This window comes from Halomonas maura (assembly GCF_030409305.1).
GTDB classification, from domain to species: Bacteria; Pseudomonadota; Gammaproteobacteria; order Pseudomonadales; family Halomonadaceae; genus Halomonas; species Halomonas maura.
The window spans coordinates 284,931-306,910 of the sequence record NZ_JAUFPQ010000023.1 but is presented as its reverse complement, the minus strand read 5'-3'; the positions used below and the strand labels follow the sequence as shown (position 1 = coordinate 306,910).

Below are 21,980 nucleotides of genomic sequence, written 5' to 3'. Positions count from 1 at the left end.
CAGATGAGCGAGAAAGACGTGCAATTCTGGGACAAGGCGGCACAGAAGTATGCGGCCTCCCCGATAGGCGATGAGGCCGGCTTCGAGAGGTCACTGGCGCGCACGCGCGCGCTTATCGCTCCGGGTGCGCAGGTGCTGGAACTGGGCTGCGGCACAGGCACAGCGGCCCTGCGCCTTTCAGATGTTGCGGCGAACTACCTCGCCACCGACTTTTCTGCACACATGATCACCCTGGCGCAGGAAAAGCTTGAAAGTGCTCGCCAGAACGGCCTCAACGGGCAACTGAGCTTCCGACAGGCCACCGTCGACACACTGGCGCGCGATAGCGCCAGGTATGATGCCGTTCTCGGCTTCAACTATCTGCACCTTGCCGGCGACCTGTCCGCCGCGCTCAGCCACATCCGCACTTTGCTTGTGCCGGGCGGCCTCTTCATCTCCAAGACGCCCTGCGTCGGTGACCTGAATCCGCTCATCCGCCTCGCCATCCCGCTCATGCGCCTTGTAGGCAAGGCACCTCACGTAACCACCTTTGCCACCGCTTCACTCGAAGAAGCAATCCGCATGGCCGGTTTCGAGATTCTGGAAAACGAACGTCACGGCTCCAGGAAAAGTGATACCCGTCCCTTCATCGCAGCCCGCGCTACATGAAGATATTTGGGGTCAACCTCCAAGAATGGCGTTGTCAAACTTCGGCACCTCGGCTCGCCCCTCAAGCACAGCATTACATGAGTGGATTCTGAAAGTCCGCTTCCGTTAGCTGACCGACCCATATGTGGCCACCCTATGGAGCGGAGCCTTCGTCGCGAGTCACGTGAGCCGTCACCAGAACCCGCCGATCGGCGGGTTTTTTTGTGCCTGCGAATCACTCGTGTTTTCGGGAAACACCTCACCAGTACCGGGTGAGCCATCGGGCGTTGGGCCGCGCCGCCCTCATTGCAGTATCTCGAGCCGGCGCAGGCGCGGCGCGGCGAAGTCGATGAAGGCGCGGACCTTCGCCGCGGCCCGGCGGCCTTCGACATGCACGAAGTGGATCGGCAGGGGGGCGGGCTCATGGTCCTCCAGCACGGTCTGGAGACGACCGGTCTCGAGATCAGGCCCGACCTGGTAGGAGAGCACGCGGCACAGGCCCCAGCCCTGCCTCGCGATATCGATGGCCGCCGCCACGCTGCTGACCCTGAGCCGCGAATGGACCCTGGCCGCCTGCGCGCCCTCCGGGCCGAAGCGCCACTCGCCGGAGGGATTGCCGGCAGCGAGCGAGACAACGCGATGCGAGGCGAGGTCGGCCGGCGCTTGCGGGCGGCCCCAGGTGGCGAAATAGTCCGGCGAGCCGCAGATGACGCGGCGTACCCGACCGAGGCGCACGGCGGTGAGCTCGGAGGAGGGCAGGTGGCCGATGCGCGCGGCGATATCGAAGCCTTCCTCGACCAGGTTGACGATGCGATCGACCATCAGCACGTCGGCGCTTACCTGGGGATAGCGGTCGAGGAATTCGGTGAGCAGGGGCGTGACATGGATTCGCCCGAACTCCTGCGGGCAGGTGATGCGCAGTTGCCCGACGGGCGTGTTGGCCGCCCCCGAGGCCGTGTCGTCGGCGGCCTGAAGCAGGGCGAGGATCTCTCGCACCTCCGCGAGGTACGCCTGCCCGACCTCGGTGAGCCGGACCCGCCGCGTCGAGCGGGTGAATAGCCGGGCGCCGAGCGCGGTCTCGAGGGTGCCGATGGCTCGGGTGGCGGAGGGCGAGCTGAGCCCCGTGGCGCGGGCGCCCCCGGCGAAACTCTGCGCCTCGGCGACGGCGACGAACACTCTCAGGGCCTGAAGGCGATCCATGGCGACTCGATAATTTCAGAATTCAAAGTAGTGCCTTTCATAGTAGATATATTCTTCCATGAATCGTCGAGGAATATATTGGCCTGCATGGACACCCCCTCTCCCGTCACTGTAAGGAGCCTTGTCATGTCGAACGCCAATGCCCTCGAGAATGCCCCGGTGAAGCTGTATCGCAATCCGAAATCGGGCCACTGCCATCGCGTCGAGCTGATGCTCGCGCTGCTGGCGATTCCCTACCAGACCGTCGATCTGGACATGGCGCACGGTGCCCATCGCGCGCCCGACTACCTCGCGATCAGCCCGCTGGGCCAGGTGCCGGCCATCGAGGACAATGGCCTCACGCTGGCGGACTCCAACGCCATCCTCATCTACCTGGCCGAGCGCTACGGCGACCCCGCCACCTGGATCGGCAGCGATCCGGTGGAGAAGGCCGGGGTGCAGCGCTGGCTTTCCATCGCGGCCGGCGAGATCGCCTCCGGCCCCTGCGCCGCGCGCCTCGTCAGCGTGTTCGGCGCGCCCCTCGATCACCAGGCGGCGAAGGCCAAGGCGCACGCGCTGTTCGCGGTGATGGACGCCCACCTCGAGGGTCGCCAGTGGCTCGCCGCCGACAGGCCGACGCTCGCCGACATCGCGGGCTACAGCTATGTCGCCCACGCCCCGGAGGGCGGCGTGAGCCTCGCCGCCTATCCGCAGGTGCGGGCCTGGCTCTCGCGCATCGAGGCGCTGCCTCGCTTCATCGGCATGGCGCGATCGCCGGCACTCGCCTGAGGTATCGGCATTCGAGCGGAGGCTGCTCATGAGATCCACGACCCCCTTTCACGAGGGCGAACTCGGCGCCCAGCGCCGCGCCGGCGTGGAGGACATCGCCACCTCGGCCGGCCGCTTCATTCGTGACCATATGCCCGAGCAGCACCGCGCCTTCTTCGCCATGCTGCCCTTCGTGGTCATCGCGGGCGGCGACGAGAAGGGCCGCCCCTGGGTCACGCTGCTGGCGGGAGAAGACGGCTTCATCGAGTCGCCGGATTCGCGCACGCTAACGGTCGCGGCGCGCCTCGATGCGCGAGACCCGTTGGCCTCGGCGCTCGGTTGCGCCGCCGACATCGGCCTGCTCGGCATCGAACTGGCGACGCGGCGGCGCAACCGGGCCAATGGGGTGATCCGCCCCGCTGGCGACGCCTTCGTCATCGATGTGCGGCAGAGCTTCGGCAACTGCCCGCAATACATCCGCGAGCGCGAGTGGCGGCGCGTCGCGCCCTCGCCGGGGGCCGACGCGGTGGTGTCGGATCGCCTCGATGCCGCCCAGCGTGCACGGATCCTGGCGGCCGATACCTTCTTCATCGGTTCCGGCTTCGGTTCTAACTCAGACCACGTTACGGGCGGGGAAAGCCCGTCCCGAGGCTACGACGCCTCGCACCGGGGCGGCGAGCCCGGCTTCGTACGCGTCGACGCGGAGGGGACGCTGCATATTCCCGATTACGCGGGCAACAACTTCTTCAACACGATCGGCAACCTGCTCCGCGATCCGCGGGTGGGATTGCTGTTCGTCGACTTCGCGACGGGCGGCATGCTGCAGATCACCGGTCGTGCCCGGATCGACTGGGCACCGGCAGGCAGCCACGACCCGAACGCCAAGCGCATGATCGAGGTGGCGGTGGAGCGGGTCGTTGACCGCCCGGCGGCGCTGGCGCTGCGCTGGCATCGGGAAGACGAGCCACCGCGGCGGCTCAGGGTCATCGACAAGGTGGCCGAAAGCGAGCGGATCACCTCCTTCCTCCTGGCCGATGCCGAGAGCGCTGCGCTCGACCCCTTCGAGGCCGGCCAGCATCTGGCCATCGAGCTGGAGGTCCCCCAGCGACCGGGGCGGGTGGGCCGCAGCTACTCGCTCTCCGGGACGCCATTCGCCGAGACCTACCGACTCAGCGTCAAGCGCGAGCAAGATGGCACCGCCTCGCGCTTCTTGCACGACCGGGTCGCTGTCGGCGATCACATCGAGGCGCGGCGGCCCTCGGGCGACTTCGTCCTGCCGCGCCGGCGGTGTCCGCTGGTGCTGGTCAGCGCCGGCGTCGGCATCACGCCGGTGCTCTCGATGCTGCACGCGGTGGTGGCCGAAAACGCCGGCCGGCCCGTCTGGTTCGTGCATGGCACGCGCGATGGCGGGACCCACGCCTTCAGGGCCGAGGTCGAGGCCTTGGTGGCCGGGTCCGACGGCGTGGTGCGCCGCACGTTCTACAGCGCGCCACGCGCCAGCGACACGGCCGGTGTCGACTACGACACGAAGGGGCGGATCACGGCCGGCGACCTCCTGGCGCTCGAGGCCGGCCCCGAGGCCTGCTACCTGCTCTGTGGCCCGGCCGGGTTCCTCGCCGATCTCAGCGCCGGCCTCGAGGCGGGAGGCGTTTCCCCGGGCCGCATCGACTTCGAGACGTTCGGCCCCAGGGGGTGACGGGCCCGCGCTGCGACGGTCGCGATCCTTCACGGCATCCACATGGGTTTCCCGGCGGCACCGATAGCCGGCCTCGCGGCGGGCGAGGTGTTCCGCCGAAGCGACTCGATCTGGCCCTCGGTAGCCGTGCACGTTGTCGTCAACCCGCCTCGAGCGAGCGTCATGCCATGCGCCATGGCATGCGCGTGCCTGTCACGGCGCTTCCAGTGCCGAGATCTCCCCGCCAGCCTGCTCGAAGCGTTCGAAATAGCGCTGCGAATCGAGTAGCTGATACGGAAAATAGAGCCCGGCTGGGGGCGTCGGGTCGCCGTCGAGCCCGGTGAGTCGTTCGAGCAGCAGCGCGACGCCGAGGCCTGTCGGCGGCATTTGCCCTTCGGGATGGGTGACCGCATGACGGGTGCGCAGCGGCTGGCCCGCGGGGTCCTCGCCGGCGAGTTCGATAAGGATCTCGGTGGACATCGGTTCGCCGCGACGGCGGCTGGAGCTCTCGCCGATGGCCAGGTTGAACGCGACGTTCGGCGCGCCGGTCACGGTCGCGAGGCCGACGATGTCGTGCGGCGATAGCGCGGTGGCTGCCATCGGGGTGCCGTCGGCGGCGTGGAACTCGGCCTTGGCGTCGTCGCCGGTGCGCCAGCACCAGGCGCCGTCGCGACGCGCCAGCACGGCAGGAACGGCCTGCGTCTGCCGTTCGAGGTCGGCGAAGGCGGCCGGGCCCCCTTCGTCCTGCTCGTCGAGCAGGGCGCCGAGGCGAATATCGTCGATGCGGCCGAACGCCTTGGCGAACGTGAGCGTCGGTATCGTCGTGGCGCCCACGAGCCATTCGGTACCGAGAATCACCGGCGCGGCATCCGGCGTGTGCATGTATGCCGCGACGTCGGGGCCGGTCTCGTGGATGGCCGGAGAAATGCTGATATACGGTACGCCGCGCGCCTGGGCGAAACGCAGCGCGGCGGTCGTCGTGTCGGTGAAAAAGATCGCGATGGCGCTGACCCGGCGTTCACCCAGCCCGAGGTCGGCGGCGGCCAGGTCGATCTTCACGGCCTCCGCATTGCCGATCTCCGCAGCGGCTTCCTCCGCCCTGGCGAGATCGCGGCCGCCGATCAATAGCGCGGCGTCGGGATGCGTGGCGCGCAGAAAGCGCGCGGTCCAGCGGCCGACGATGCCGGAGCCGCCGATAAGCAGAATGGGATCCTGTAACATGACTGAGCCTCCGTTTCGTCAAAACCTACCATTGGTAGGTTTAACCTACTCTTGGTAGGTTATGCAAGCGGACGCGATAACATGACGAGCGACATGAGACGAACGGTATGAAGGGAAAAGCCGTGGAACCCACGGGCCGCCGGCTTTCGAGGGAAGGGCGGCGGCGTCAGCTGCTCGATACGGCGCTGCGGATCGTCCGCGAGCAGGGGGCGGATCGCCTGACCCTGGGGCATCTGGCGGCATGCGCCGGCGTTTCCAAGCCGGTCGCCTACGATCATTTCGGCACGCGCTCAACGCTGTTGATCGAACTCTACAAGCTGATCGACTCGCAGCAGTCGAACGCGCTTCGCGAAGCACTGACCAGCGGTGAGCGGAGTCTCGAGGAAACCGCTGACATGCTCGCCGCCGCTCACGTTCACTGCTATGCCGATACCAGCGGCGAGTGGCATGCCATCGGCGCCGCACTGGCAGGGAGTGAGGAGAAGGAGAGCGTCTATCAGGAACTGCTCGACGGCTACGTCCAACTGTTCGCCGCGGTGTTGACGCCGTACTGCGAGTTGGCCGATGACGAGCTCGAACGACGCTGCGTCGGCTTGATCGGCGCGGGAGATGCCCTCTCGGGGGCGATGGTGCGCGGTAATTGCAGCGAGGCCGAGGCTGCCAGGGCGTTCGCCTCGCTGATCCACGGTGGGGTGCAAGCGCACTCTCGGTGACGCCGTTGCCTTGGCGCTTGCATGTCGCCCGATAGGCACCGTCCCGCCGCTGGCCTTGCGACATGAGCGAGACGTGGCAGAAAGGACACGGCTATCGAACACAGGGTTGAGTCTGGCGGTGCCATGGGCGCTAAGCTGTGCCCCGACATGGGCCTGGCCAGGCATGCATGGATGTCCCACCGAATCGGGTAAGGCGCGTATGAAGAAGAATGGCTTGTGGCGACGGTGGCTGGCGGCGGCGCTGGCGCTGGCGTTTTCCTGCCTGGCGGTGGCGCAGACGCCGGGCGACGGCAGCGAGGAGACGCGCTGGTTCCCCGTCGAATCGCTGAACGCGGGACTGGACGAGCCCCCCGAGTCGGTGAAGCGAATGACGCCACGGCAGGCGATCCGCAGCTTTCAGGCCTTGACCGAAGAGGAGGACTTCGCGGCGGCGGCCCACCTGCTCGACCTTTCCGAGCTGACCCCGGCGGAGCAACGACAGCGAGGGGCCGAGTTGGCCAGGCAACTGGCCGAGGTCCTCAAGCGTGGCGAGTGGCTCAAGGTGTCCGACCTCTCCGGACGCCAGGATGCCGCCATCGAGGACCCGTCGGGTCAGCACCCCCAGGCAGGGAAGCCGCGTCGGAACCTCAAGCTGGCATCGCTCACGGTCGAAGGCGATGCCTACGACATTCGCCTGGGCCGATATCGGGTGGGCAACGAGGCGCCGGTGTGGATGGTCATGCCGGATAGTGTGTCGTCGGTCCCTCTGCTGTATGAACGATACGGCCCCTCCTGGCTGGAGGAATATATCCCGCGGCGCTTCAAGGCCTCGTTCGGGGTGCTCAAGATCTGGGAATGGATCGCCATACCGGTTTTCCTGCTGTCGGTGGGCCTGGTGGGCTGGGGGACCTACAGCCTGGTCGGGGTGGCGACACGCTGGCTGCCGGCCGGTGCCCCCAGCATCTTCGCCGGCCGCATCCGGGGACCCGCGGCGCTCATCGTCGTGTCGCTGGCCACCCAAATACTGCTCGACTACGTGGTCTCCTTCTCGGCCGTGGCCACCACGTCTTTTCGGGTACTGCTGATCGCCATTCTGGCCTGGGGGGCCGGTACGATCGCGCTTCGCCTCGTCGATACCCTCATGCTGAGAATGATGCAGCGCCTGATGGGGCAGATCGATGACACCAAGCCCAAGGACGAGCGTCGATTACTGACGACACTTTACGCCCTGCGTCGGCTCATCATCCTGGTCACGGTGACCGCCGTCTCGATCTATGTGCTGAGCCAGATCCAGCTCTTCGAGACGCTGGGGTTGTCCCTGCTGGCATCGGCCAGTGTCCTGGCGGTGCTGGTGGGTATCGCCGGCCAGGCCATACTCGGCAATATCCTCTCGTCGTTTCAGTTGTCGCTGGCGAAGTCCATACGCATCGGCGACCTGGTGATGTTCGACGGGCAATGGTGCTATGTGGAAGGCATCTTCTATACGTTCATCCGCTTGAGGGCCTGGAATGAGCGGCGCCTGATCGTGCCGGTCACCTACTTCGTCTCCAAGCCCTTCGAGAACCTCTCGGTCAAGAGCACGAAGGAGTACAGAAGCCTGGAGCTGACCCTTCACCTGAGCGCCGATATCGGCTGCCTGAGAGACAAGTTCCTGGCGTATGCGAAGGAAGAAGACAGCGTCATCGAGCACCACAAGCTGTGCTGTTATGTGACCGGACAGACCGAGACGGCCCAGACGATCGTGTGCTATCTCATGACCTCGGACCCCTTCGCCGGCTGGATCGCTGAAATGAATGTGCGAGAGCGACTGATGGCCTTCATTCGGGACCACCATCCCGAGTGGTGGCCCAGAGGGGTGATGGTCATCAGCCATGACGATATCGCTCGCGGCGAGGGACCCGAACAGCCCCCCGGCAACGACGCCGGATCGCCCCGCTGACGGCGGCCGGGCACGAGCGAATGGCACGCAGCGACGGTCGCCGGGTAAGATGGAAAGGCATCAGGGCCCGCCAATCGGCGGGTTCTTCGTGTCCGGCCGGGCATGCCGCCAGGCTCGAGCGCGCCGGCAGGGGCGCGGGGGCGAGGCATCCATCATCAGGCGACGAGGCGAGACATGAACACCACCCCCTTTCAGGCCCTGGCCTGTCCCCTGGACGGTGACCCGCTGGAGCGGCGCGACGGCGCCTGGCGCTGCGCCACCGGCCACGGCTTCGATATCGCCAGGCAGGGCTATGTGCACCTGCTGCCGGTGCAGCACAAGCGCTCCCGCGACCCCGGCGACGGCAAGGAAATGGTGGCGGCGCGCCGGCGCTTCCTCGAGGCCGGCCACTATCGACCGATCGTCGAGGCGGTCAGCCGGGCCGTGCTGGCCGAGGCGCCCGCCGGGGGCACGCTTCACTGCCTGGATGCCGGCTGCGGCGAGGGCTACTACCTGCGCGAGCTGGCCGCGACCGAGACTGAGGCTGAGAAAGCGCAGGGCGAGGCGCCGACGCTTTCCCTGCTGGGCGTGGATATCTCCAAGTGGGCGGTGCTCGCCGCCGCCAAGCGGCAGAAAAACGCCACCTGGGCCGTGGGCACCAACGCCCATCTGCCGGTGCAGGCGAACAGCCTGGACCGGGTGCTGTGCCTGTTCGGCTTCCCCGTCTACCCGGAGTTCGCCCGGGTGCTGAAGCCCGGCGGCGAGCTGCTGCTAGTTGAAGCTGGCCCCGACCACCTTCGCGAACTGCGCGAGATCATCTATCCCACCCTCAAGCCCCCGCGCGCCGGTGACCATGCGGTGCCGGCAGGCTTTACTCGCCTTGTCGGCGAGACGCTGCGCTACTCCATCGACCTCGACGGCGCCGAGCCCATCGCCGACCTGCTGGCCATGACCCCGCACCTCCATCGCGCCAGCGCCGAGGGGAGAGAGAAGGCGGCGGCGCTGGAGTCGCTGAGCGTTACCGTTGAGGTGCGGCTGACGCGCTTGGCTCGAGATGGCTGATCCCGATGGGCCGGTGCGCTGTAGGGCTCGTCGGCTTCATGGTCGACTATCGGAGATGACGATTTCCGTCTGCAGCTTGTACTATCCATCGCCTGGGCGGTCATGGAGGATACGACGCATGCCTGACTGGACGAGCTTGATCGGCTTTTCCCTCGTTGCGCTGGGGATGGTGCTGACACCAGGGCCCAACATGATCTACCTGATATCTCGCTCGATCTGCCAGGGCCGAATGGCGGGGTTGATCTCGTTGAGCGGTGTGGCGCTGGGGTTCGTCTTCTACATGCTGTGCGCGGCATTCGGCATTACCGCGATCGTGCTGGCGATTCCCTATGCGTATGATGCATTGCGGATCGGTGGTGCCTTGTATCTGTTGTGGCTGGCATGGCAGGCGGTCAGGCCCGGTGGGGGGTCACCTTTCCAGGTCAGGCAATTGCCGAAGGACAGCCACGCCAGGTTATTCTGCATGGGGTTCGTGACCAATCTGCTGAACCCCAAGATCGCCATCATGTATCTTGCCTTGCTACCGCAGTTCATCGAGCCGCAATATGGCAGTGTACTGGCTCAGTCGCTGATGCTAGGAACATTTCAGATCGTTATCAGTGTCGGCGTGAATGCCCTGATCGTGGTCATCGCAGGCGCCATCGCGAGCTTTCTCGCCGGGCGGCCTGTGTGGATTGCGGCCCAGCGCTGGGTAATGGCAGGCCTGCTGACGAGTCTGGCGTACCGTATGGCTACCGAAGCAAGACGCTGACCTCGGGGACGGAACGCGATTCCCGATACGGGGACGGACCCCGATTCCCTATTCCTTATTTCAGGCACCAGCGGGTCGAGCCGGCATACAACGAATCAGGGCCCGCTAAGCGGGCCCTGATCAGCGAACCGGTGAGGTTCGAGAGCGCTCGTGATCCCTGAGATCAGGCGAGCGTCTTGATATTCGAGGCCTGGAGGCCTTTCTTGCCCTGAGTCACGTCGAAAGAGACGCTTTGACCTTCCTGCAGGGACTTGAAGCCTTCCGTCTGGATTTCGGAGAAATGGGCGAACACGTCATCACTGCCATCGGCAGGAGAAATGAAGCCGAAACCCTTGGAATCGTTGAACCACTTGACGGTACCAGTCGTCATGAAAAATCCTCTCGCGCTTAGCGCCTTGCAAAGTTCCTGGCGTCACCCAGATGAGTAGCGGGTAAGACAAGGAATACAATTACAGGCGATCGAAAGGATTCGACTGCTGCTGAAACCATGCTGCTTGCTAACCAACTGGCACCACGGTGTCACGCCCGTCAGCGTGGGTCAAAGACTTTCGTGTTATTTATTTCTCGACACCGCCCTGACGCTGCCCTTCACCGGCATGCTGCCACGGGCATCCGTCGGCAAGCCCATCCCGGGAATGTCGGATGCCCCGGTGCCTCGCGCCGTCACTCCCCGCCGGCGCCGGCGCTCTGGAAGCCGCGCACCAGGTAGTCGAACAGCAGGCCGTAGGCGATGCCCAGGGGGATCGCCACCACCGTGGTGGCGGCCATCAGCGATGGCCAGAAGTAGACGTCGCCGCGGATCAGTTCGGTGGGTACCCCGGCGCTGATGTTGCGCGCCGCCGATTCGCTGACGAAGGTCACCGCGTAGATGTAGTTGGACAGCGAGAGCGAGAAGGCGAACACGATGCAGGCGCCGATGCCGGGCAGGGCCTGGGGCAGCACCACCTTCCAGAATGCCTGGAGGCGGGTGCAGCCATCCAGCAGCGCGGCCTCGTCGAGTTGCGGCGGCACCGAGCGGAAGAACCCCAGCAGCAGCCAGGTGCAGAAGGGGATGGTGATGGTCGGCAGCACCAGCACCAGCGACCAGATGGTGTTGGCCAGCCCCAGCGCCACCACGATGCGGAACAGCGGGATGAACAGCAGGGTGGGGGGAATCAGGTAGACCAGGAAGATCGCCATGCCGGAGCGTTCACCCCAGTGGCCGGTCAGCCGCGCCAGGGCATAGGCCGCCGGCACGGCCAGCGCCACGGTGATGGCCACTACCAGCAGCCCGATGATCAGGGAGTTCATGGCGAAGGTGGGGAAGGCGGTGTCGGTGAACAGGTAGATCAGGTGGTCCAGGGTCGGCGAGGTCTCGTAGAGGAAGGGGTTGGAGCCGAAGCGGTAGAGCTCGCTCTCGCGCTTGAAGATGGTGATCACCGCATAGAGCACCGGCAGGGTGGTGAACAGCACCAGCAGGGTGATGGCGGCGTAGAACAGTGGCTGGCGGGCGGCGGTTCGCATGATCTTTCCCCTCAGTCCTTGCCGGCGCGATAGGCGAAGCGCAGCGCCACGACCGCCGCCGCCAGCAGCACCGGGAACAGGAACAGCGCGATGGCCGCGCCCTGGCCCAGGTCGCCGCTGTTGATGCCCTTGAGGTAGGCCCAGAGCGGCAGGATCTGGGTGCTGTGGCCGGGGCCGCCGCGGGTCAGCAGGGCGATGGTCGACATCTCGCCGATCACCAGCAGGGCGGTGAACAGGATCGCCACGGTCAGCACCGGGGCCAGCGCGGGGATGATGATGCGAAACAGGATGCGGAAGAAGCCGGCGCCGTCGAGCTGCGCCTGTTCGAGGCGCTCGCGGGGAATCGACAGGCGCCCGGCCAGCACGATGATGGTCGCCAGCGGCAGCGTCCGCCACACGTCGACCAGCACGATCGAGGCGATCGCCAGGCCCTCCCGGCCCAGGTAGAAGAGGTTCCAGGAGGGGCCGAAGGTGCCGCCCGGGCCGAGCAGGCCGATCTGCACCAGCACCCAGTCGATGGGGCTGTACTGGGAGTCCAGCACCCACAGCCAGGTGATCGCCGACAGCGACACCGGCATCGCCCAGGGGATCATGAACAGCACCTGGACCAGCCGCTTGCCGCGGAAGTCGCGGGCCAGCAGCTCGACGGCGGTGGTCGCCAGCACCAGCAGGATCAGCACCGTCAATGTGGTGATCAGCAGGCTGTTGCGCAGCGCCAGGCGAAAGCCCGACTGGTCGAGCACGGCGAGGAAGTTGTCCAGGCCGACGAAGGTGTCGATCTGCGGGCTGCCGACCGTGGCATCGCTCACGCTCAGGGCGATGGCGATGAAGAACGGCACGGCCACGAAGGCCACCACATAGAGCACCGCCGGGGCGAGCAGCAGCGCGCCCAGCACCCGGGGGCGCTCGAGGGCCAGCGCCAGGCGGGCCAGGGCGCCATCGGGCGGCTCCGGACCGCGCGCGGCCGGCCCGGCCCGGTCGGAACCGTCGGGTCCGGCGCTCATGTCACCGCCACCCTGGCCTGCGAGAGTCGCTGGCCCGTCGCGGGGTCGAAGAAGCAGGCATCGCGGCGGGTCACCACGAAGTGATGGGTCTCGCCGGTGGCAAGCGTCGGCATGGCGGCCTGGCGCAGGCGGCCGATGACCCGCGGCGGGCGCCGCTGCTCGGTCACCCCGCGGCGCACCACGCCGTAGACCAGCCATTCCGCCCCCAGGAACTCGAGGTGCTCGACCTCGATGTCGAGTTCCAGGACGATCTCGTCGTTCGGCGCCTCGGCGGCGAGATGGAAGTGCTCCGGGCGCACGCCGATGATGCGCCCGTCGAGGGGCAGCAGGTTCATCGGCGGGTCGCCGATGAAGCCGGCGACGAAGGTGTCGGCGGGGTCGTAGTAGAGCTGCTGGGGGGTGCCGATCTGGTGGACGGTGCCCTTCTCCATGACCATGATGCGATCGGCCAGCCCCAGGGCCTCGGTCTGGTCGTGGGTCACGTAGAGGGTGGTGATACCGGTGCGGTCATGGAGCTCGCGCAGCTCGCCGCGGGCCTGGCTGCGGATCTGCGCATCCAGTGAACTCAGCGGCTCGTCGAACAGGAAGAGGTCGGGGGTGCGCACCATGGCGCGGGCCAGCGCCACGCGCTGGCTCTGGCCGCCCGACAGCCGGGTGGGGCGGCGGTCGAGCAGGTCGGTGATCTCGAGGATGCCGGCCACCCAGTCCAGCTGGCGGCGCTGCTCGTCCGGCGGCGCCTTGCGCGCGCGCAGCGGGAAGAGGATGTTGTCGCGCACCGTCATGTTGGGGTAGAGCGCGTAGTTCTGGAACACCATGGCGATGTTGCGGCTGCGCGGGGGGACGCCGACGATGGAGCGCCCGTCGATGAACAGCTCGCCGGCGCTGGGCTCCTCGAGGCCGGCGACCATGCGCATCAGGGTGGTCTTGCCCGACCCGGAGGGGCCGAGCACGGCGAGCAGCTCGCCGTCATGGGTCTCCATGTCGACCCCGTCCACGGCGATGATGCGGCCGTAGTGCTTCTTGAGTGCCCGCGTGGTCAGTATCGCCATAAGGGTTCGTCGTCAGGGGCTGACGCGGCCGGCCCGGGAGGGGCCGGCCGGCGGTCGTCAGTCACTGCCGCTGCCGATCATCCCGCGTTCTCGCCACTTGGCGAAGATCTCCTCGATCTCGGCGTTGGTGTCGGCGATCGCCTGTTCCGGCGTCTTCTGGCCGCGGGTGACGTCGGCCATCATGCTGGAGAGCAGGTGGGACTCGTACACCTCGCTGATCGCCGGGTTGGCATAGCCGGGATAGCCGAGCCAGGCGGTCCACTCCTCGGCGGTGCGCAGCAGGCCCAGCTTGTCCGGCGGCTCGGCGTTCCAGGGGTCGTCGCTCAGCCAGCCGTCCTCGGCGAACAGCCGCTCGCTGCGCGACGGGAAGGCCGGGAAGTTGTAGAACTTCGAGTAGTAGGAGGCGCTGGCGTAGTTGTTCTCCAGGTCGAGCATGAACTTCTTGGCCGCGGCCAGCTCGTCGGGGTCCGTCACGTAGTCGGGGATCACGTCGATGAACCACACGTGGGAGGGCATCTTCACCTCGCCGCCGGGCCCCTTGAGACCCGGGCGGAAGCCGGTGTCCGCGGCGACCTCCGGGGCCGACTCCTGGGCGCTGCGATAGAAGGAGATGGAGTTCTGGATATAGGAGGCGCGGCCGCCGATGAAGGTCTGGTTGTTGGAGGCCGCGTTCCAGGAAAAGACCTCCGGCGTCATGGCGCTGTCGAACAGTTCCTTCTGGAAGCGCACCGCCTCGAGCACCTCGGGCGAGTCGAAGGTGACGTTGCCGTCCTCGTCCTGGATCGAGCCGCCGTGGGACCAGATCAGCGCGCGGGCATAGAACTCGGAGTCGATCTCCGGCGACATGCCCAGCGCCACCGGGAGGCCGGTGTCCTCGAAGATCCTGGCGCCGCCCTCGAGCAGGTCCTGGTAGGTCTCGGGCCCCTCGGGGAAGCCGGCGTCGGCCCACAGCGAGCGTCGATAGTCACCGGGGTCCGGCACCCAGCCGTGGCAGAAACCGTACCAGGTGTCGGTGGCGGGCAGGTAGCTGGAGCGCTCGCAGGTGCCGGTGCGCTCGCCGAAGGCCGCCGCCGCGGCCTGGTTGACGTCCGCCAGCGACTGCAGGCCGTCGATGAAGGCGGTGGGCGGGGCCACCATCTCGAACACCGTGGCGCCCTCCTCGGCGGCGATGGAGGCCGACAGGGTCGAGGTCAGGTCGGCGATGTTGATCATGTTCACCGTGACCTCGACGTTGTGCGCCTCGCCCCATTGCTGCGCATACTCCCGGAACCACTCGTCGTAGCGCGGCACGAAGTGGCTCCATTGGGTGAGGCTGATGGCGGTGCCGTCGGGGAACTGCTCGGGGAAGGTCATGTCACCGTAACTGGTGAGGAATTCGGGGGCGGTCGGCTCGTCCTGCGCCAGGGCGGCAGGCGCCAGGGGGACCAGGGCAAGGAGCATTGCGCTCAGGAGGAAACCGGTGCCCTGCAGGCCGACGAGGCGGTCGCGTATGCTGTAATGCAACATACTGATACCTCTCGATTGTTTGTCATTGATTTCAGTCTAGGTGGTGGCGGGAGGCTGTCAAAACGCCGCGCGGCCGCGCCTCCCTCGCCGGGTGTCGTGCCAGGGGGCGCCGTTGGGGGGCTGCCGGTGCATCGTGTTGGTGAAGAGGCGAGGTCTGCGCCATGAAGATGCTGATCAATATCGACGTGCCCGAGCTCGCACCGGCCATCGCGTTCTACTGCGCTGCCTTTGGCCTGGAACTCGATCGCCTGCTCGATGATGACGTTGCCGAGCTCACGGGGGGCGAATCGACGATCTATCTGCTCGAGAACGCGAGTGGCTCGAGGTGCGTGAAGGGGCCCGTGAGGCATCGGGACTATTCGCGGCATTGGACGCCCGTGCATCTCGACGTCGTCGTCGAGGACATCGAGCAGGCCGCCGCGCGCGTGCTCGAGTGTGGCGCGGTTCGGGAAAGCGACTGCATCGCATGGCGAGGTTCGAGATGCATCACGTTCTCCGACCCCTTCGGCCATGGGTTCTGTCTGATCGAGTTCATCGGCGACGGCTACGGCTCCTAGCCGCGGCGCCGTGCCTTGTCGGCGGACGGTCGGAGGCCTGGCCGCCTGGTCGACCATGCTGCGGGGCGAAGAGGAAACCAGGACAGGCGATCGCCTGACGCCAGGGATGGGGGGCGGGACGCCCCCCGAGGCCATGGGCTGGCGCCTCGCTCTCCGGGCCACGTCACTCGGAGAGGCGCGCTTCGAGAATCAGGTTGAACGGCGTCTCGGCGGCGCGCCGGAAGTGGCCGAAGCCCGCCTGGCGGAACACCTCGGCGAGGCGTTCCTCGCCGGCCTGGGCGCCGAGCACCAGCGCGCCGCCCTCCGAGATCGCATGCGCGCAGCAGATGGTGGTGGACGCCGCATAGTAGATCCGCGAGACGCTCGACAGGTTGTGCTCGACCCGGTCCTGGGCGAACGGCTCGACCAGCATCACCGTGCCACCGGGCGCCAGCACCCGGGCGGCGTAGCGGGCCGCGGCGACCGGGTCGCCCATGTCGTGCAGGCAGTCGAAGAAGCAGATCAGGCCGTACTGCCGGTCGGGGTAGTCCGTCGCCCGGGCCAGGTCGAAAGTCACGCGCTCGCTGACCCCCGCCGTGGCGGCGTTGTGCCGGGAGGCGTCGATCGAGGCGGCGTGGCCATCGATGCCATGGAAGCGCGAGCGCGGGAAGGCCTGCGCCATCAGCACGGTCGAGTGGCCGTGGCCGCAGCCCACGTCGGCGACCTCGATGCCGGCCTCGAGCTTGTCGACCACGCCCTCGAGGGCGGGCAGCCACTCCGGCACCAGGCTGGCGCGATAGCCGTTGCGGTAGAACGCCGCCACCCCGCACTGCAGGCGCGCGTCGTGCTCGCCCCAGGCCACGCCCTCGCCGCTACGGAAGGCCGCGAGGGTGCGCTCCTCGTCGAACCACATCGAGGCCGGCACCTGCCAGGCGTGGGGGATGAACACCGGGCTGTCCTCGTCGGCCAGCACCAGTGCCTGCTCGGGGGACAGTTCGTAGCGGTCGCTGACGGCGTGGTAGCCCACATAGCCGCCGGCGGCCTGGGCGTTCAGCCACTCGCGGACGTAGCGCTCGGCGCAGCCGGTGCGGGTGGCGAGTTCCGCGGCGCCGAGTGGGCCGGCGCCCGCCATGGCCTTGTACAGGCCGAGCTTGCTGCCGAGGCTGACCATCACCCCGCCGTAGGCGGCGGACAGGTCATCGACGGCGCGGGTCACGAAGGATTCGAGTGTCGTCTGGTCGATCAGGGGGGCGTTCATGGAGGTGCTCCTTGTGTGACGGGTCGGGTGGTGTCAACTGCCTCTCCATCATCGTCGCGCCCCCCGATCGGCAGAAGAGCGGGAATCGCCGTAACCGGTCCGTTCGTGCCAAACTGAATATCTCCCGCCACGAGATTCCCCGCGCCATGAGCGGACACCCCCCGTCAGTCGGCGCGAGCCCCCGGCACGTCAGCCTGGTGGCGTTGCCCGAGGCCGCGATCTCCACGCTTGCCGGCATCTTCGACGTGATGAACAGCGTGGCGCCCACGGGCATGGTCGCTGCCCCCGAAGCGTTTCACATCGAGATCGTCGGCGAGGCCGTGGGCCCGCTGGAGCTGGCGAGCGGCATCCCGATCACCGTGCAGCGGGCGATCGACACCATCGAGACCAGCGACATCGTGATCGTCCCCGCGGTGCTGCTGCGCCCGCCGGTCTGGGTGCAGGGCCGCTATCCCGGCCTGGTCGCCTGGCTGCGCCGCATGCACGAGCGCGGCGCCGTGCTCTGTTCGGCCTGCTCGGGGGTCTTCCTGCTCGCCGAGACCGGGTTGTTCGACGGCCAGGACGCCACGGTGCATTTCGGCTATGCGGCGATGTTCGCGGCCAGCTATCCCGCCGTGCCGGTCCATCCGGAGCGCGTGCTGGTGATCGGCGGGCGACACGAGGAACTGGTGAGCTCGGGGGCCTCGATGAGTTGGCACGACCTGGTGCTCTATCTCATCGCGCGCTACGCCGGGGCGATCACGGCCCAGGAGGTCGCGCGGATGTTCGCGCTGCAGTGGCATCAGGAGGGCCTCACGCCCTATCTGGTGTTCGAGGGCCGCACGGATCACGGCGACGCGGAAATCCTGGGGGCGCAGCAGTGGTTGGGCGAGCACTTCGCGCTCGCCCATCCGGTGGAGGAGATGATCAGACGCTCGGCGCTCGCCGAGCGCTCCTTCAAGCGGCGCTTCGTGGCCGCCACCGGCCTCACGCCGATCGCCTATGTCCTGCGCCTGCGCATCGAGGACGCCAAGCGTCGCCTCGAGCGGTCCGATGCCTCGGTCGACGAGATCAGCTGGCGGGTCGGCTACGAGGATGCGGCCTTCTTCCGGCGCCTGTTCAAGCGCACCACCGGCCTCACCCCGAGCGCCTATCGCCGGCGCTTCCGCCTCCCGGATTTCGCGCGGCCGCCTCGGCCATGATGGTGCCGTTGCGGTGTCAGGCGCCGCACCGTTCCGGCAGGGCATAGGCGGTGGCCCGCCGCCGGAAGTCCCGCTTGATGAGGCGGTGCGGCTTGAGCGCCAGGCGCTCGTGGGCCAGGCCATTTGCCAGCTCACGATGCCCGCCGCCCAGGGTGGCCTCGGTCGGCGTGCCCCCGACGATCACACCGGCGTAGGTGCGGCCGAGGCGGGTGGCAAGCCGCAGGGCGATGCGCTGGCCCAGGCCCGTATGGCGTATGGCGATGCCCAGCACGATCCCGCCGAAGAACAGCCAGAAGGTCGAGGAGTGGAAGCCGGAGAAGACCGTCTGGGCCGGTGCCAACGGCCACAGGGTGGCGATCAGGAAGAACGCCAGTGCCGGCCAGTACTCCGGCACGGCCGCCGTCGCCATCGGCAGGACTGAGGGCGTGACCATGCCGCACCCCGCGCGCTTCACCTAAGATGGGGTAGGCCTCGAGACAAGGACCGCCGATGACCGCCCGACAAGGCTTCACCCTGACGCGCGCCGCCGCCCGCCGGCTGCTGGTGCGCTATCACTTCCGGCCGGCGCCGCTGGCGACCGTCATCCGTCGCCTGGGGACCATCCAGTTCGACCCCCTGGCGCCGGTCGGCACCAACCCGGACCTGGTCCTGCAGGCCCGGGTGCCCGGCTACCGGCGGGGGGACTGGCTGGAGGCGGCCTATGGGCAGCGCTGGCTGGTCGATGGCTGGGACAAGCAGGCCAGCCTGATCCAGCCCGGGGAGTGGTGGGCCCAGGCGCCGTTCCATCGCTGGTTCGCCCGGCGCTGGCGGCAACGGGGCGTGGACGTCGATGCTTCGGAGGCCCGCGCCCTGGTCGGGCAGGTCGAGCGCCATGGCCCCGCCACCAGCCTCGAGCTCGGCGATCAGCGGGCCGATCCCGCCTTGCGCGGCAGCTGGTACGGGCCCAAGCGCTCGCGCCATCTGCTCAAGGCGCTATGGGACGCCGGGCGCCTGATGACGCACCATCGCGTGGGCGGTCGCCATGCCTACGACCTGCCCGAGCGCGTGCTGCCCCAGGGCGCGAGCGAGCCTGAGGCCACGGACGCCGAGGCCCTGCAACGGCTGGTGGTGCGGCGCGTGCAGGCCGCCGGCTTGCTGCGTCCCAGTGCCGATGACGCCGTCTGGTCGCTGCCTTGCCCGCGCGCGGAGCGGGATCGCATCGCCGCCCGGGCCATCGCCCGGGGCGCGCTGATCGAGCTCGACGTGGAAGGCAGCGCCTACTGGACCACGCCCGAGGCCCTCTCGATGCTTGAGCCCGACCCGGTCCCCTCCATGGAGCGGGGAGTGCGCTTTCTCGCCCCGCTGGATCCGCTGATATGGGACCGCGGCGGCGTCGCCCGGCTGTTCGGCTTCGATTACGTCTGGGAGGTCTACAAGCCCCAGGCCCAGCGTCGTTGGGGGTACTATGTATTGCCGGTGCTGTGGGGCGAGCGTTTCGTGGCCCGCTTCGACGCCAGGTGCCAGCAGGGCACCCTGACCCTGCTCGCCTGGCACTGGGAGCCCGATATCCTGCCGGCCAGGCTGCCCGACGGCCTGGCCGAGGCGCTCGAACGGGCCGCCGGCGAGTTTCTCGATTACCTCGGTGCCTCTCGACTCGTCCTTCCCAGGGGCCTCGGTCGCGAGGCGCGCCGCGCCTGGCAGCGGGCCGCCCGATAGAGGCCCCGGTAAGCGGATCGGCTCTCCCTAGAAGCTGCGCCATGGGCTAGCCAGCCATGGGTGACGTTCACGCCTCACCGCTGACCCGTCGACCATACCTTCTGCGCCCCCTTCGGCCATGGGTTCTGTCTGATCGAGTTCATCGGAGACGGCTATCGCGAGGGCGTCGCGGAGAAGGTCGGCTTCGGCGATTTCCGCGTGCTGGAATACCACGCCCGTCCGCTGCGCCGGTATCGGATGACGCGCGAGGCGTGGTGCCGGAGGAGGCGGGTTGCGGAGTGGCTGGCGGGGAAACAGGCGGCCAATAGCTTGGCGCTAACGGGTTGATAGGGTGCTAATTTGTCGCCACATGCTAGGGTGAGCGAGATTACTCGCCATCGAGGAGCCCTCATGAGCCAAGGCAACGACTACACCCCGCCGAAGGTCTGGACCTGGGAGAAGGCCAGCGGCGGCACCTTCTCCAGCATCAACCGCCCCGTCGCCGGGCCCACCCACGAGCAGGCGCTGCCGGTCGGGAAGCATCCCTTCCAGCTCTACTCCATGGGCACGCCCAACGGCGTGAAGGCCACGGTGATGTTCGAGGAGCTGCTGGAGCTGGGTTACCAGGACGCCGAGTACGACGCCTGGCTGATCCGCATCGGCGAGGGTGACCAGTTCGGCAGCGGCTTCGTGGAAGCCAACCCCAACTCGAAGATCCCGGCGCTGGTCGATCACGGCCCCGCCGAGCCGATCCGGGTCTTCGAGTCCGGCTCGATCCTGCTCTACCTGGCCGAGCGCTTCGAGGAGTTCCTGCCGGGCAGCCTCACCGGGCGCACCGAGACCCTCAACTGGCTGTTCTGGCAGATGGGCAGCGCGCCCTTCCTGGGCGGCGGCTTCGGCCACTTCTACGCCTACGCGCCGGAAACGCTGGAGTACCCCATCGACCGCTACGCCATGGAGGCCAAGCGCCAGCTCGACGTGCTGGACCGCCGCCTGGCCGAGACGCGCTATCTCGCCGGCGACACCTACACCATCGCCGACATCGCCGCCTGGCCCTGGTACGGCCAGCTGGTGCTGGGCCGGCTGTACGACGCCGCCGAGTTCCTGCAGGTGCACCAGTACCAGCACGTGCTGCGCTGGGCCAGGGAGATCGACGCCCGCCCGGCGGTGCAGCGCGGGCGCATGGTCAACCGCACCTTCGGCGACCCGGCCATGCAGCTCCACGAGCGCCATGACGCCAGCGACTTCACCCACAAGACCCAGGACGTACTGACGTCCTGAGAGAGGTGACTCGCGCGATCCACGCTGCGGCCCCTGGGGTCGCGGCGTTGGTATTTTCGAGGACAACGACATGCCAGCTTTGCCGATGATCCTGTGGCGCGGCGATCGCGATGCCTCGCCGATCCTGCGGGTGAGCCTCGCCCTGGTGCTGGGCGTGGCGGTCGGCCTGGCGGTCGCGAGCCTGCTGTTGCCGGGGGAGGGCATGGCACTGGAGGGCGAGCGCATCGCCGAGCCGGGCCGTGTGGACGCGGCAGCGGCCGCCGGGGGCTCCCGCGCATGAGCGGCCCGACCCAGCCGCTGAGGCGCATCATCTCGGGCGGGCAGAGCGGCGTGGACCGCGCCGCCCTGGATGCCGCCCTGGCGGCGGGCCTTCCCTGCGGCGGCTGGTGCCCGCCGGGGCGCCGCGCCGAGGACGGCCCCATTCCCGAGCGCTACCCGCTCACCCCACTCGAGCAGGGCGGTTACCGCCAGCGTACCCTGCGTAACCTGATGGAGGCCGACGGCACCCTGATCGTCTACGCCGGGCGGCCCTCGGCGGGCACCGAGATGACGCTGGTGGAATGCGTGAAGCGGCATCGCCCCTACCAGTTGATCGACGCCGAGGGCGTGCCGCTCGCCCGCGCGGTCACGCTGCTCAGCCGCTTCATTGATGCGTGCGAGATCGCCACGCTCAACGTCGCCGGGCCCAGCGCCCACAAGGCGCCGGCCCTGCCCGAGTACGTGCGAGCGCTTGTGGGGGGCTACCTGCGCCGCCTGGGGGGATAGCCCGTCAGTGGCGGCCGCCGTCGGCAGCACGGCGAACATCACTCCCGCCCAGGGGCCGGGCATCAAGACAACCGCCACCTGACGGCCCCCTATGGCATGTCCGGGAGGCGATGCGCCCGGTGGCGCCGCCGCGCGGGCCGGGCGGCTGAGCGCAGCACGAGCGGCACCGGGGGCTCGGCGACGATCGCCTCCCGTGGCGGCTCGGCATAGGGCGTCACGCCCTCGAAGGTGCCCAGGCATACCTCCGTGGCTCGGTCGAGGGCGGCGACGGGCATCAGTTGCCACAGGTCAGGCTCCAGGCGGCGGGGGAGTCGAGGGGGGATCCGGGGG

Annotated in this window: 24 protein-coding genes; 14 read left to right on the top strand and 10 right to left on the bottom strand. The window is 68.0% G+C overall.

Going from position 1 to position 21,980, the window contains the following annotated elements; all coding sequences use genetic code 11:
- Positions 1–3 precede the first annotated feature (3 nt).
- Positions 4–648 carry a class I SAM-dependent methyltransferase gene (locus tag QWY76_RS16105; RefSeq protein ID WP_290312336.1) on the top strand — a complete coding sequence of 215 codons (645 nt, stop codon included), beginning with the start codon at positions 4–6 and terminating at the stop codon, positions 646–648.
- A 282-nt stretch (positions 649–930) separates the two neighbouring features.
- Here the strand turns inward: QWY76_RS16105 and QWY76_RS16100 are convergent, their stop codons facing one another.
- The gene (locus QWY76_RS16100) at positions 931–1,827 is read right to left on the bottom strand and encodes a LysR family transcriptional regulator (protein WP_290312335.1); all 897 of its coding nucleotides are present in this window, start codon (positions 1,825–1,827) and stop codon (positions 931–933) included.
- Between the two features lie 126 nt (positions 1,828–1,953).
- Between QWY76_RS16100 and QWY76_RS16095 the strand changes: the two genes are divergently transcribed.
- The 3 genes from QWY76_RS16095 (at position 1,954) to QWY76_RS20135 (ending at position 4,537) form a co-directional block, all read left to right on the top strand.
- Positions 1,954–2,595, top strand: a complete 642-nt coding sequence (locus QWY76_RS16095) for a glutathione S-transferase family protein (protein WP_290312334.1) — start codon at positions 1,954–1,956, stop codon at positions 2,593–2,595.
- 85 nt (positions 2,596–2,680) lie between these two features.
- Positions 2,681–4,270 carry an FAD-binding oxidoreductase gene (locus tag QWY76_RS16090; protein ID WP_290312332.1) on the top strand — a complete coding sequence of 530 codons (1,590 nt, stop codon included), beginning with the start codon at positions 2,681–2,683 and terminating at the stop codon, positions 4,268–4,270.
- Between the two features lie 24 nt (positions 4,271–4,294).
- Positions 4,295–4,537, top strand: a complete 243-nt coding sequence (locus QWY76_RS20135) for a CPBP family intramembrane glutamic endopeptidase (RefSeq protein ID WP_353960414.1) — start codon at positions 4,295–4,297, stop codon at positions 4,535–4,537.
- On the opposite strand, the gene QWY76_RS16085 is transcribed toward QWY76_RS20135, so the two are convergent.
- Positions 4,463–5,470 carry an NAD(P)-dependent oxidoreductase gene (locus tag QWY76_RS16085; RefSeq protein ID WP_290312331.1) on the bottom strand — a complete coding sequence of 336 codons (1,008 nt, stop codon included), beginning with the start codon at positions 5,468–5,470 and terminating at the stop codon, positions 4,463–4,465. The two genes, QWY76_RS20135 and QWY76_RS16085, sit on opposite strands and share 75 nt — an antisense overlap.
- A 107-nt stretch (positions 5,471–5,577) precedes the next feature.
- Between QWY76_RS16085 and QWY76_RS16080 the strand changes: the two genes are divergently transcribed.
- The 4 genes from QWY76_RS16080 to QWY76_RS16065 all read left to right on the top strand — a co-directional run bounded on the left by QWY76_RS16080 (position 5,578) and on the right by QWY76_RS16065 (position 9,893).
- On the top strand, positions 5,578–6,183 hold the full coding sequence (locus tag QWY76_RS16080; protein ID WP_290312330.1) for a TetR/AcrR family transcriptional regulator: 606 nt from the start codon (positions 5,578–5,580) through the stop codon (positions 6,181–6,183).
- 199 nt (positions 6,184–6,382) lie between these two features.
- Positions 6,383–8,101, top strand: a complete 1,719-nt coding sequence (locus tag QWY76_RS16075; protein WP_290312523.1) for a mechanosensitive ion channel family protein — start codon at positions 6,383–6,385, stop codon at positions 8,099–8,101.
- Positions 8,102–8,275: 174 nt separating this feature from the next.
- On the top strand, positions 8,276–9,142 hold the full coding sequence (locus QWY76_RS16070; protein WP_290312329.1) for a putative RNA methyltransferase: 867 nt from the start codon (positions 8,276–8,278) through the stop codon (positions 9,140–9,142).
- A 118-nt stretch (positions 9,143–9,260) separates the two neighbouring features.
- A complete protein-coding gene (locus QWY76_RS16065; protein WP_290312328.1) occupies positions 9,261–9,893 on the top strand; it encodes a LysE family translocator in 633 nt (210 codons plus the stop codon).
- 163 nt (positions 9,894–10,056) lie between these two features.
- Here QWY76_RS16065 and QWY76_RS16060 read toward each other — a convergent pair whose 3' ends face one another.
- The 5 genes from QWY76_RS16060 to QWY76_RS16040 all read right to left on the bottom strand — a co-directional run bounded on the left by QWY76_RS16060 (position 10,057) and on the right by QWY76_RS16040 (position 14,955).
- Positions 10,057–10,263 (bottom strand): cold-shock protein, encoded by a 207-nt coding sequence (locus QWY76_RS16060; protein ID WP_290312327.1) that lies wholly within the window; start codon positions 10,261–10,263, stop codon positions 10,057–10,059.
- A gap of 293 nt (positions 10,264–10,556) precedes the next feature.
- Positions 10,557–11,396: a carbohydrate ABC transporter permease gene (locus QWY76_RS16055; RefSeq protein WP_290312326.1), complete on the bottom strand. Its 840-nt coding sequence runs from the start codon at positions 11,394–11,396 to the stop codon at positions 10,557–10,559.
- A gap of 11 nt (positions 11,397–11,407) precedes the next feature.
- The gene (locus QWY76_RS16050) at positions 11,408–12,400 is read right to left on the bottom strand and encodes a carbohydrate ABC transporter permease (protein WP_290312324.1); all 993 of its coding nucleotides are present in this window, start codon (positions 12,398–12,400) and stop codon (positions 11,408–11,410) included.
- Positions 12,397–13,449, bottom strand: coding sequence for an ABC transporter ATP-binding protein (locus tag QWY76_RS16045; RefSeq protein ID WP_290312323.1), 1,053 nt, complete (start codon positions 13,447–13,449; stop codon positions 12,397–12,399). The genes QWY76_RS16050 and QWY76_RS16045 overlap by 4 nt, the downstream gene beginning before the upstream one ends.
- 57 nt (positions 13,450–13,506) lie before the next feature.
- Complete coding sequence (locus QWY76_RS16040) at positions 13,507–14,955, bottom strand: ABC transporter substrate-binding protein (RefSeq protein WP_290312322.1); 1,449 nt, start codon at positions 14,953–14,955, stop codon at positions 13,507–13,509.
- Positions 14,956–15,116: 161 nt separating this feature from the next.
- Between QWY76_RS16040 and QWY76_RS16035 the strand changes: the two genes are divergently transcribed.
- Positions 15,117–15,512 carry a VOC family protein gene (locus tag QWY76_RS16035; protein ID WP_290312321.1) on the top strand — a complete coding sequence of 132 codons (396 nt, stop codon included), beginning with the start codon at positions 15,117–15,119 and terminating at the stop codon, positions 15,510–15,512.
- Between the two features lie 163 nt (positions 15,513–15,675).
- On the opposite strand, the gene QWY76_RS16030 is transcribed toward QWY76_RS16035, so the two are convergent.
- Positions 15,676–16,749, bottom strand: coding sequence for a class I SAM-dependent methyltransferase (locus QWY76_RS16030; protein ID WP_290312320.1), 1,074 nt, complete (start codon positions 16,747–16,749; stop codon positions 15,676–15,678).
- Positions 16,750–16,895: 146 nt separating this feature from the next.
- Here QWY76_RS16030 and QWY76_RS16025 point away from each other — a divergent pair, with 146 nt between their 5' ends.
- Positions 16,896–17,930 (top strand): GlxA family transcriptional regulator, encoded by a 1,035-nt coding sequence (locus tag QWY76_RS16025; RefSeq protein ID WP_290312319.1) that lies wholly within the window; start codon positions 16,896–16,898, stop codon positions 17,928–17,930.
- Between the two features lie 16 nt (positions 17,931–17,946).
- On the opposite strand, the gene QWY76_RS16020 is transcribed toward QWY76_RS16025, so the two are convergent.
- The gene (locus tag QWY76_RS16020; RefSeq protein WP_290312318.1) at positions 17,947–18,363 is read right to left on the bottom strand and encodes an anion permease; all 417 of its coding nucleotides are present in this window, start codon (positions 18,361–18,363) and stop codon (positions 17,947–17,949) included.
- Between the two features lie 56 nt (positions 18,364–18,419).
- Between QWY76_RS16020 and QWY76_RS16015 the strand changes: the two genes are divergently transcribed.
- The 4 genes from QWY76_RS16015 to QWY76_RS16000 all read left to right on the top strand — a co-directional run bounded on the left by QWY76_RS16015 (position 18,420) and on the right by QWY76_RS16000 (position 21,650).
- A complete protein-coding gene (locus tag QWY76_RS16015; protein ID WP_290312317.1) occupies positions 18,420–19,625 on the top strand; it encodes a DNA glycosylase AlkZ-like family protein in 1,206 nt (401 codons plus the stop codon).
- 390 nt (positions 19,626–20,015) lie between these two features.
- Complete coding sequence (yghU, locus tag QWY76_RS16010) at positions 20,016–20,885, top strand: glutathione-dependent disulfide-bond oxidoreductase (RefSeq protein WP_290312315.1); 870 nt, start codon at positions 20,016–20,018, stop codon at positions 20,883–20,885.
- A 70-nt stretch (positions 20,886–20,955) separates the two neighbouring features.
- Positions 20,956–21,165, top strand: coding sequence for a hypothetical protein (locus QWY76_RS16005; protein WP_290312314.1), 210 nt, complete (start codon positions 20,956–20,958; stop codon positions 21,163–21,165).
- Positions 21,162–21,650, top strand: a complete 489-nt coding sequence (locus QWY76_RS16000; protein ID WP_290312312.1) for a YpsA SLOG family protein — start codon at positions 21,162–21,164, stop codon at positions 21,648–21,650. Before QWY76_RS16005 ends, QWY76_RS16000 begins: the two co-directional genes overlap by 4 nt.
- A gap of 89 nt (positions 21,651–21,739) precedes the next feature.
- Here QWY76_RS16000 and QWY76_RS15995 read toward each other — a convergent pair whose 3' ends face one another.
- Positions 21,740–21,925, bottom strand: coding sequence for a hypothetical protein (locus tag QWY76_RS15995; protein WP_290312311.1), 186 nt, complete (start codon positions 21,923–21,925; stop codon positions 21,740–21,742).
- Positions 21,926–21,980 lie beyond the last annotated feature (55 nt).

What these genes read in the sequence shown, in the direction of transcription:
- QWY76_RS16105 (WP_290312336.1), top strand. Translation starts at nt 4, where the DNA reads ATGAGCGAGAAAGACGTGCAATTCTGGGACAAGGCGGCACAGAAGTAT.
- QWY76_RS16100 (WP_290312335.1), bottom strand. Translation starts at nt 1,827, where the DNA reads ATGGATCGCCTTCAGGCCCTGAGAGTGTTCGTCGCCGTCGCCGAGGCG.
- QWY76_RS16095 (WP_290312334.1), top strand. Translation starts at nt 1,954, where the DNA reads ATGTCGAACGCCAATGCCCTCGAGAATGCCCCGGTGAAGCTGTATCGC.
- QWY76_RS16085 (WP_290312331.1), bottom strand. Translation starts at nt 5,470, where the DNA reads ATGTTACAGGATCCCATTCTGCTTATCGGCGGCTCCGGCATCGTCGGC.
- QWY76_RS16080 (WP_290312330.1), top strand. Translation starts at nt 5,578, where the DNA reads ATGAAGGGAAAAGCCGTGGAACCCACGGGCCGCCGGCTTTCGAGGGAA.
- QWY76_RS16075 (WP_290312523.1), top strand. Translation starts at nt 6,383, where the DNA reads ATGAAGAAGAATGGCTTGTGGCGACGGTGGCTGGCGGCGGCGCTGGCG.
- QWY76_RS16070 (WP_290312329.1), top strand. Translation starts at nt 8,276, where the DNA reads ATGAACACCACCCCCTTTCAGGCCCTGGCCTGTCCCCTGGACGGTGAC.
- QWY76_RS16065 (WP_290312328.1), top strand. Translation starts at nt 9,261, where the DNA reads ATGCCTGACTGGACGAGCTTGATCGGCTTTTCCCTCGTTGCGCTGGGG.
- QWY76_RS16060 (WP_290312327.1), bottom strand. Translation starts at nt 10,263, where the DNA reads ATGACGACTGGTACCGTCAAGTGGTTCAACGATTCCAAGGGTTTCGGC.
- QWY76_RS16055 (WP_290312326.1), bottom strand. Translation starts at nt 11,396, where the DNA reads ATGCGAACCGCCGCCCGCCAGCCACTGTTCTACGCCGCCATCACCCTG.
- QWY76_RS16050 (WP_290312324.1), bottom strand. Translation starts at nt 12,400, where the DNA reads ATGAGCGCCGGACCCGACGGTTCCGACCGGGCCGGGCCGGCCGCGCGC.
- QWY76_RS16045 (WP_290312323.1), bottom strand. Translation starts at nt 13,449, where the DNA reads ATGGCGATACTGACCACGCGGGCACTCAAGAAGCACTACGGCCGCATC.
- QWY76_RS16040 (WP_290312322.1), bottom strand. Translation starts at nt 14,955, where the DNA reads ATGTTGCATTACAGCATACGCGACCGCCTCGTCGGCCTGCAGGGCACC.
- QWY76_RS16035 (WP_290312321.1), top strand. Translation starts at nt 15,117, where the DNA reads ATGAAGATGCTGATCAATATCGACGTGCCCGAGCTCGCACCGGCCATC.
- QWY76_RS16030 (WP_290312320.1), bottom strand. Translation starts at nt 16,749, where the DNA reads ATGAACGCCCCCCTGATCGACCAGACGACACTCGAATCCTTCGTGACC.
- QWY76_RS16025 (WP_290312319.1), top strand. Translation starts at nt 16,896, where the DNA reads ATGAGCGGACACCCCCCGTCAGTCGGCGCGAGCCCCCGGCACGTCAGC.
- QWY76_RS16020 (WP_290312318.1), bottom strand. Translation starts at nt 18,363, where the DNA reads ATGGTCACGCCCTCAGTCCTGCCGATGGCGACGGCGGCCGTGCCGGAG.
- QWY76_RS16015 (WP_290312317.1), top strand. Translation starts at nt 18,420, where the DNA reads ATGACCGCCCGACAAGGCTTCACCCTGACGCGCGCCGCCGCCCGCCGG.
- yghU (WP_290312315.1), top strand. Translation starts at nt 20,016, where the DNA reads ATGAGCCAAGGCAACGACTACACCCCGCCGAAGGTCTGGACCTGGGAG.
- QWY76_RS16005 (WP_290312314.1), top strand. Translation starts at nt 20,956, where the DNA reads ATGCCAGCTTTGCCGATGATCCTGTGGCGCGGCGATCGCGATGCCTCG.
- QWY76_RS16000 (WP_290312312.1), top strand. Translation starts at nt 21,162, where the DNA reads ATGAGCGGCCCGACCCAGCCGCTGAGGCGCATCATCTCGGGCGGGCAG.
- QWY76_RS15995 (WP_290312311.1), bottom strand. Translation starts at nt 21,925, where the DNA reads ATGCCCGTCGCCGCCCTCGACCGAGCCACGGAGGTATGCCTGGGCACC.